Source organism: Bradyrhizobium uaiense (assembly GCF_010811875.1).
In the GTDB taxonomy this organism is placed as follows: Bacteria; Pseudomonadota; Alphaproteobacteria; order Rhizobiales; family Xanthobacteraceae; genus Bradyrhizobium; species Bradyrhizobium uaiense.
This window is the reverse complement of the sequence record NZ_VKHP01000117.1, coordinates 19,937-27,445: the sequence shown is the minus strand read 5'-3', so window position 1 is coordinate 27,445 and position 7,509 is coordinate 19,937. Positions and strand designations below refer to the sequence as shown.

At 66.0% G+C, this 7,509-nt stretch carries 5 protein-coding genes; 3 read left to right on the top strand and 2 right to left on the bottom strand.

Going from position 1 to position 7,509, the window contains the following annotated elements; genetic code table 11:
* Positions 1–287: 287 nt before the first annotated feature.
* A complete protein-coding gene (locus FNJ47_RS25450; RefSeq protein WP_163158048.1) occupies positions 288–1,616 on the bottom strand; it encodes an HlyD family secretion protein in 1,329 nt (442 codons plus the stop codon).
* A gap of 189 nt (positions 1,617–1,805) precedes the next feature.
* On the opposite strand from FNJ47_RS25450, the gene FNJ47_RS25445 reads away from it, so the two are divergent.
* The 3 genes from FNJ47_RS25445 to FNJ47_RS25435 all read left to right on the top strand — a co-directional run bounded on the left by FNJ47_RS25445 (position 1,806) and on the right by FNJ47_RS25435 (position 4,531).
* Positions 1,806–2,450, top strand: coding sequence for a TetR/AcrR family transcriptional regulator (locus FNJ47_RS25445; RefSeq protein WP_163158047.1), 645 nt, complete (start codon positions 1,806–1,808; stop codon positions 2,448–2,450).
* Between the two features lie 138 nt (positions 2,451–2,588).
* A complete protein-coding gene (locus FNJ47_RS25440) occupies positions 2,589–3,659 on the top strand; it encodes a helix-turn-helix transcriptional regulator (RefSeq protein WP_163158046.1) in 1,071 nt (356 codons plus the stop codon).
* A gap of 29 nt (positions 3,660–3,688) precedes the next feature.
* Complete coding sequence (locus FNJ47_RS25435; protein ID WP_163158045.1) at positions 3,689–4,531, top strand: GNAT family N-acetyltransferase; 843 nt, start codon at positions 3,689–3,691, stop codon at positions 4,529–4,531.
* 212 nt (positions 4,532–4,743) lie between these two features.
* Here the strand turns inward: FNJ47_RS25435 and FNJ47_RS25430 are convergent, their stop codons facing one another.
* Positions 4,744–7,416: a flavin-containing monooxygenase gene (locus FNJ47_RS25430; RefSeq protein ID WP_163158044.1), complete on the bottom strand. Its 2,673-nt coding sequence runs from the start codon at positions 7,414–7,416 to the stop codon at positions 4,744–4,746.
* Between the last annotated feature and the right edge of the window lie 93 nt (positions 7,417–7,509).

The following is a 7,509-nucleotide window of genomic DNA, read 5'->3' as shown; positions in this document are numbered from 1 at the left end:
CGCCCCCGTGCCCCACGCGTTTTCCCACCCCGCCCCGCCTATTATGCCCCATCCGCGGTGTTGTTTTGTTGAAATGAGTTTTTACCCACTTTTGCCGCGCGCTGGGCTGTGCTCCTTCTCCCGCTTGCGGGGGAGGGTTGGGGTGGGGGTGTTTCAACGAGTCGCAATCCCCCAGTGGAAAGAGCCCCCACCCGCCGCACTTCGTGCGTCGACCTCCCCCGCAAGCGGGAGAAGGAGCACAGCCCAGCGCGCGGCAAGAGTGAGTAAAATCTCATTTCAACAAGACATCACTGCGGATGGATCATCATCGGCGAGTCGAGGTCGGTATCGGCGTCGGCATCGGCGGCGCCCTCGCGGGGGTCGACCGTGGTGTAGACCGACATGCCGGCACGCAGCAGGCCTTGCTTGGCGACGCTGTTCGGCACCCGGATGCGGACCGGCAGCCGCTGCACGATCTTGGTGAAATTGCCGGTGGCGTTGTCGGGCGGCAGCAAGGTGAACACCGAGCCCGCCGCCGGCGAAATGCTGTCGACGATGCCGGTGAACTTGCGGAAGCCGTAGGCATCGACCTTGATCGTCACCCGCTGGCCGGTGCGGATGCGCTTGAGCTGGGTCTCTTTGTAGTTGGCGTCGATGAAGACGCCGTCGAGCGGCACCACGTTGCCGAGCCGCTGGCCGACATTGATGTAGTCGCCGGTGTTGACGAGGCGGTTGGAGAAGGTGCCGTCGACCGGCGCGCGGACATTGGTGAATTCCAGATCACGCTCGGCCTTGGCGAGCTGGGTCTGCAATTCGGCAAGCTGCGCGCGGGACTCGGCCTGCTGCGCCTTGGTCACCTCGACATTGTCCTTGGCCGCATCATAGGCCGCCTGCGCGGACCGCACGCTGGCAGCGCCCTGGTCGCGGCCGGCTTCGGAGACCTCGAAGGTGGCGCGCGAGGCAAAGCCCTTGGTGCTCAGCGCCTGCTGGCGATCGAAATCGAGATCGGCGCGCTTCAGGCCGGCCTGGGCAGACACGAGCTGCGCCTGCGCCTGCTCGACGGCGCTGACGGCGGCGCCGACCTGACGGCCGATGCGCTCGATCGTCGCCTGCTGGGTCGCGATCCGGGTGCGCGCGGCGTCGACCGCGATGCGATAGTCGCCGTCATCGATCCGGAAGATCACATCGCCGGCGCGCACCAGCGCGTTGTCGCCAGGCATGATCGCTGCGATATGGCCCGCGACGCGCGCGCCGAGCATGGTGTTGTTGGCGCGGACATAGGCGTCGTCGGTCGAGACGTAGAATCGTCCGACCATCAGGTAATAGGCGGCATAGCTTGCGGCGGCGAGCGCGAGCAGGCCGACCACGCCCATCATCACGAATTTGCGCTTGCCGGATTTCGGCGCCGCGGCGGCCGGTGAAGCGGCCGGCTGCTCGGGCGCAGAAGCTGGCGGTGCCTCGGCGGGACGCTTGTCGCCGGGTCCCTTGGTTTCGGGACCCTTGGCTTCGAGACCCTTGGCTTCGTCAGCACGGCCCTGCTCGCCGAGATCGGCGGATGCGTCGCGCGCCATCGCGTCCTCGGCCAAATCAGGCCCGGAACGAACAATGCGTGCAGCCTGATCTCGTGCTGCGGCCATAACCGACGCTCCCCACTAAAAGCTCGATGCCCGCAGTGGCGGAATAAGGGCCGCGCGGCGCATCGTCACTCCCACTAATACCATTGACCGAACGGTTCGGTCAATCTATATTCCCGTCCCGTGGATTATAAGGCTTCGATTCTTCCCTTGCTCATTCTGGGTTGAGTTCTTTCGCGAGAAGCTAAATCAATGGTTGCAGCCCCCCGAACCTCCCTCCAGCCGGTCGGCGAGGAGGAATCGTCGAAACGCCGCCAGATCCTGGACGGCGCCCGCAAGGTATTCTTGGAGCTCGGCTTTGACGGTGCCAGCATGGGCGAGATCGCCCGCGCCGCCGCCGTCTCCAAGGGGACGCTCTACGTCTATTTCCCCGACAAGGCCGGGCTGTTCGCAGCGATCGTCGAGGAGGAGAAGCTCGAGCAGGGCAAGGTCGCCTTCAATTTAGATCCTGCGCGCGACGTCGACACCACCCTCCCCGAATTCGGCCGCGCCTATATCGCCCTGCTGTGCCGGCCCGGCGGCGGCTCGGCGATCCGCACCGTGATGGCGATCGCCGAGCGGATGCCCGAGCTCGGCAGCCGGTTCTACACCCATGTGATCGCCCACACCGTCGACCGCTTCGCCGCCTATCTGGAGGCGCGCGCCGCACTCGGTGAACTCGTGATGGACGACACGCAGCTCGCGGCCTGGCAGTTCATGCAGATGTGCCAGGCGACGCTGTTCCAGGCGTTCATCTTCCAGGCCAATCCGTCGCCCTCGGCGGAGCGGATTGCAACCGTCGTCGACAGCGCGACGCGGGTGTTCTTTGCGGCGTACCGGCCGAAGCAGGCGGACTGATCCTCCGCCGTCGCAAGACAGGCGAGTGACGATCCAATCCGACTATTTCCTTTGGAAGGACCGTAACTTGGCGCTTGTCGCGTGACGCCACCTCGCGCGACAATCCGCTGCATGAACGGGGATATCGACCGAGATCAAATGTCCAGCGTGATGGCGCGGCTGGGGGACGCAGTGGTCGACCCGACGGCGTGGACCGACATCATGACGTCGATCTGCGAAGCGGCGGGCGCAACCGGCGCCGTGCTGCTGCAAAGCGATGTGCGGACACCGGACGTGCCCCGCACGGCGTCGACCGAAGAAATGGTGCAGCTCTACTTCGCACACAACTGGCATGAGCAGGATTCGCGCGCTTCAGGCGTTCCGCGAGCAATGGCCGGCGAAGTGATCACCGATCAGGACTTGCTGACGCCCGAGCAGATCCGGTCGGATCCGATGTACAATGAGGTGCTGTATCCGTTCGGCTTCAAATGGTTCGCCGGCATCGGCTTCTGGGCCGACAGCGCACCGTGGGTGCTGACGTTGCAGCGCACCGGAAAGGAAGGACATTTCGAGACACGCGAGACGCGGCTACTGGCGCAGCTCGGGCCGCGCCTGACGGAGACAGCAACACTGTCGACTGTGGTCGGCCGCATCGCGCTCTCCTCCATGACCGGCATTCTCGACCGGGTGCGGCAGCCGGCGGTCGTACTCGACCGCGCGGGCCTCGTGATCAATCGCAACGAAGCCGCCGATGCCGGCTTCGACGCGGACATCAGAATCAGGGATCGCCGGCTGATCGTGCGCGACAGAGCCGCACAGGCGCGGCTTGATCAAGTCGTCGATCTGATCCGCGCCGCACCCGAGCGCGCGGCACTGCCGATCGAGCCGATCCTGATCCGACGTACGCACAAGGGGCCGGTGGTCTTGCGCGTGTTGCCGGTCGACGGTGCGGCACGCAACGTCTTCCTCGGCGCGCGGGCGATGCTGGTCTTCGCCAATTTGACGCCGCGCGCGATGCCCGAGCCCGGCTTGATCGCGCAGGCATTCGACCTCACGCCGGCAGAAGCGCGGCTGGTCGCGCTGCTCGCGGGCGGCCTCTCGATCACCGACGCGGCCGAACGGCTCGGAATCGTTCGTGACACGGCACGCAACCAATTGAAGTCGGCCTTCGCCAAAACCGGCACGCACCGCCAGCCGGAACTGGTCAACCTCGTCCTTCGGATCGCTTGAGCATGGCACCGCAAACGAGGCGATCGGCCATGAACGACCTGACCATACGCACGATGCGGCCCGAGGAGATCGCGCTCGCGATCGACTGGGCCGCGGCGGAGGGATGGAATCCCGGTCTCGCCGATGCGCCCTGCTTTGCCGCTGAAGACCCGCAGGGCTTTTTCATCGGCGAGCTCGATGGCGAACCGGCCGCGGTGGTTTCCTGCGTCAATTACGGCGCGCAATTTTCCTTCCTCGGATTCTATATCGTGCGTCCGGACCTGCGCGGCCGCGGTTGCGGCCTGAAAATATGGAACGCCGCGATCGCGCATGCTGGTCGGCGCGTGATCGGCCTCGACGGCGTGGTGGCGCAACAGGCCAACTACCAAAAGTCCGGCTTCGCGCTCGCTTATGCCAATGTGCGCTACGGCGGCACGATCACAGCATCTCCGGCGCCGAGCACCAGCGTCGTTGCGCTGAGCGATGTACCTATGGCGCTGATCGAGGCCGATGACGCCACGGTGTTTCCGGCGCCGCGCCCGGCCTTCCTGCGCGCCTGGATCAACACGCAAGGACATGTCGGACGCGGGCTGATCCGCGACGGCAGGCTGGCCGGATGGGGCGTGATCCGTCCGTGCCGGAGCGGCCGCAAGATCGGTCCGCTCGTCGCCGATGATCGCGCGAGCGCAGAGATCATCCTGTCGGCACTGCTGGCGAACGCCGGCAGCGGCGAGATCTTCCTCGATGTCCCCGCGGTCAACGGCGACGCGGTCGCGCTGGCGCAAGGCCTCGGACTGTCACCGGTGTTCGAGACCGCGCGGATGTATACCGGCGCGATCCCGCCACTGCGTACGGATCGCGTGTTCGGCGTCACGACGTTCGAGCTCGGCTAGCGCCCTGGGGCGAGCGTGCGCCTGCGTGATTTCGGAATATTCGAAATATATCCGTGAGTTGCCCGACGTGTCAAGTAGCTGGGTCGAACGCCGGCCACCGCCGGCTCCTTTGCATGGGGTTGTTTTCGATATTTTGCCAACGCGCCTCCCCCGCGGGCGCCCGCAAGCGGGAGAGGAGCGCAGTGCAGTTGCGGCTGCAAGTCAATCCCGACCTAGTTCGCCGCGGCGTTGACCTCCGGCGCTGCAGCGTTGTCCTGCTCCAGCTCCTCGGGCAGTCCGGCGAAGCGGCGCAGCGCCTTCGCCATCTTCACGCGGCCGCCGACGCCGGTGATGATGACGTCGACCATCACGAACGACGAGTGAAAATGGCCCCGCGCCTTGAGCTGCTCGACCTTGACGCCGGCTTTCGCAAGCGCGTCGCCATAGGCGATGCCCTCGTCGCGCAGCGGATCGAACTCGCTTGTCGCGATGAACGCCGGCGGCAGGCCTTCGGGCTTGCCGCGCAGCGGCGCGACGCGCGGATCGGTGCGGTCGGCCGGCGAGCAGTACAGGTCCCAGAACCAGAACATCAGGCCACGGGTCAGGAAGTAACCGGCCGCGTTGTCGACATAGGACTGCCGGTCAAAGGAGGAATCGGTGACCGGGCAGATCAGGAGCTGACCCGCGATCTCGGGCCCGCCGCGATCGCGCGCGAGCTGGCAGGTGACGGCTGCAATGTTGCCGCCGGCGCTCCAGCCCGCGACCAGCACCGGCCCCGCTTTGCCGCCGAGCTCGGCGGTGTGAGCGGCGATCCAGCGCGTCGCCGCATAGCCGTCCTCGGCCGCCGCCGGGAAGCGATGTTCGGGCGCGTGGCGATAACCGACGCTGACGATGATCATGCCGGTGCGCCGGCACAGATCGCGACAGAACGGATCGTCCGATAGCTCGTCGCCGAGCACCCAGCCGCCGCCGTGGAAATACACCACGATCGGATGCGGCCCCGGCGTCGCCGGCCGGTACAGCCTGTACGGCAGCGGACCTTCAGCGCCTTGCAGCATGCCGGTACCGACATCGCCGACCGGGCGGCCGGCAGGACGGCCCTTGTTGAACTCGGTGAGGAAATCGCGCGCGCCCTGCGCGCCCATCGTCTCGAGCGGCGGCAGGTTCATCTCCGCCAGCATGCCGAGCACCAGCCGCACATCGGGTTGCAGCCGCACCACCTCGCCGTCATTGCATTGCTCCGCAACGCCGGGCCCCGAGAGCCTGAAGCCGAGCATGCCGCGCCCGACCACCTCGTTGCAGATGCTGCGATACGGGCCGACGCCGCCGGTGTAAGGCATCACGCCCTGCGGCTTGCCCGGCACATTGGCGCCCGTGTACCAGGTGTTGGCAAGCCTGTGCAGCGTCAGCGTGGCGCAGTCGGCCATATGGCGCTCCCAGCCGGCCTGCGCGGTCTCGGTTGCCTCCATCGTGGTGAAGCCGGCGTCGCGCAGCGCGGCGATCCGGTCGACCACCCAGTCGACATGCTGCTCGATCGAGACAGCCATGTTCGACAGCACTGACGGGCTGCCGGGACCGGTGATCATGAACAGATTGGGGAAGCCGGCGACGGTGACGCCGAGATAGGTCTGCGGTCCATGCGCCCAGACATCCGACAGCGACTTGCCGCCGCGGCCGGAGATCGGATGCACTGCCATGATCGCGCCGGTCATCGCGTCGAAGCCGGTGGCGAACACGATGACGTCGACATCGAAGCTGCGTCCATTGGTGCTGATGCCGCTGGCGGTGATCGCCTTGATCGGCTCCTGCCGCAGATTGACCAGCGTCACGTTGGGCCGGTTGTAGGTCGCGTAGTAGTTGGTATCGAGGCAGGGACGCTTGGCGCCGAATGGATGATCGTGCGGCGCCAGCGCCGCTGCGATCTCCGGGTCCTTGACCACGGCACCGATCTTCTCGCGGATCAGATCGGCGACCACCTTGTTGCCGTCGACATCGACGGCCTGGTCGGCCCAGAGCTGGGTCAGGATGTGGACGAGGTCGCCCGCCGCCCACGCCTTCTCGAAACGCTCGCGGCGTTCGGCGTCGCTCAACTGCCAGCTCACCACGGTCTGCTGCGGATAGGGCACGCCGGCCATCGACCAGCGCGCCTGCTCGCGATAGGCCGCGCGATCGCTTTCGAAGAAGGTCTTGCGGTCCTCCGGCGCCGGACCATTGCCGGCAGGCAATGCGAAATTCGGCGTGCGCTGGAACACGGTGAGTTGCGCGGCCTGCTCGGCGATCAACGGGATCGACTGAATGCCCGACGAACCGGTGCCGATCACGGCAACGCGCTTGCCCTTGAGATCGACGCCCTGATGCGGCCAGCGGCCGGTGAAATAAATCTCGCCCTTGAAGTCCTTGACGCCATCGATCTCCGGCGGCTTCGGCGACGACAGGCAGCCGGTCGCCATGATGTAGTAGCGGCACGAGACGTTGGCGCCGTTGCTGGTCGAGATCAGCCAGCGCGAAGTCGCGTCATCCCAGGTCGCTTGCGTGACCTTGGTGCCGAACCTGATATCGCGACGTAGATCGTAGCGGTCGGCGACGAAGCCGAGATAGCGCAGGATTTCCGGCTGGGTCGCGTATTTCTCCGACCAGGTCCACGCCTGATCGAGCTCGGGATCGAAGGTGTAGCTGTAATCGATGGTCTGGATGTCGCAACGCGCGCCCGGATATCTGTTCCAGTACCAGGTGCCGCCGACATCGGCGCCCTCTTCGAGCGCGACTGCCGAGAAGCCCGCCTTGCGCAGCCGATGCAGCAGATAGAGACCAGCGAAACCCGCGCCGACGACCGCGACGTCGACTTGCTGCGTGGTTCCGCTGCGCGTGGAGTCCGAAGCACGTGCTGCAACTGCTGCGTCTGGCATGCCAATCCTCCCGTATGTTTTGATTTGACGGAAGGCTAGCCCTGCCCTTTCAGTTTGTCATCACGACAAACGCAATCTGAGGTCGCCGCAATT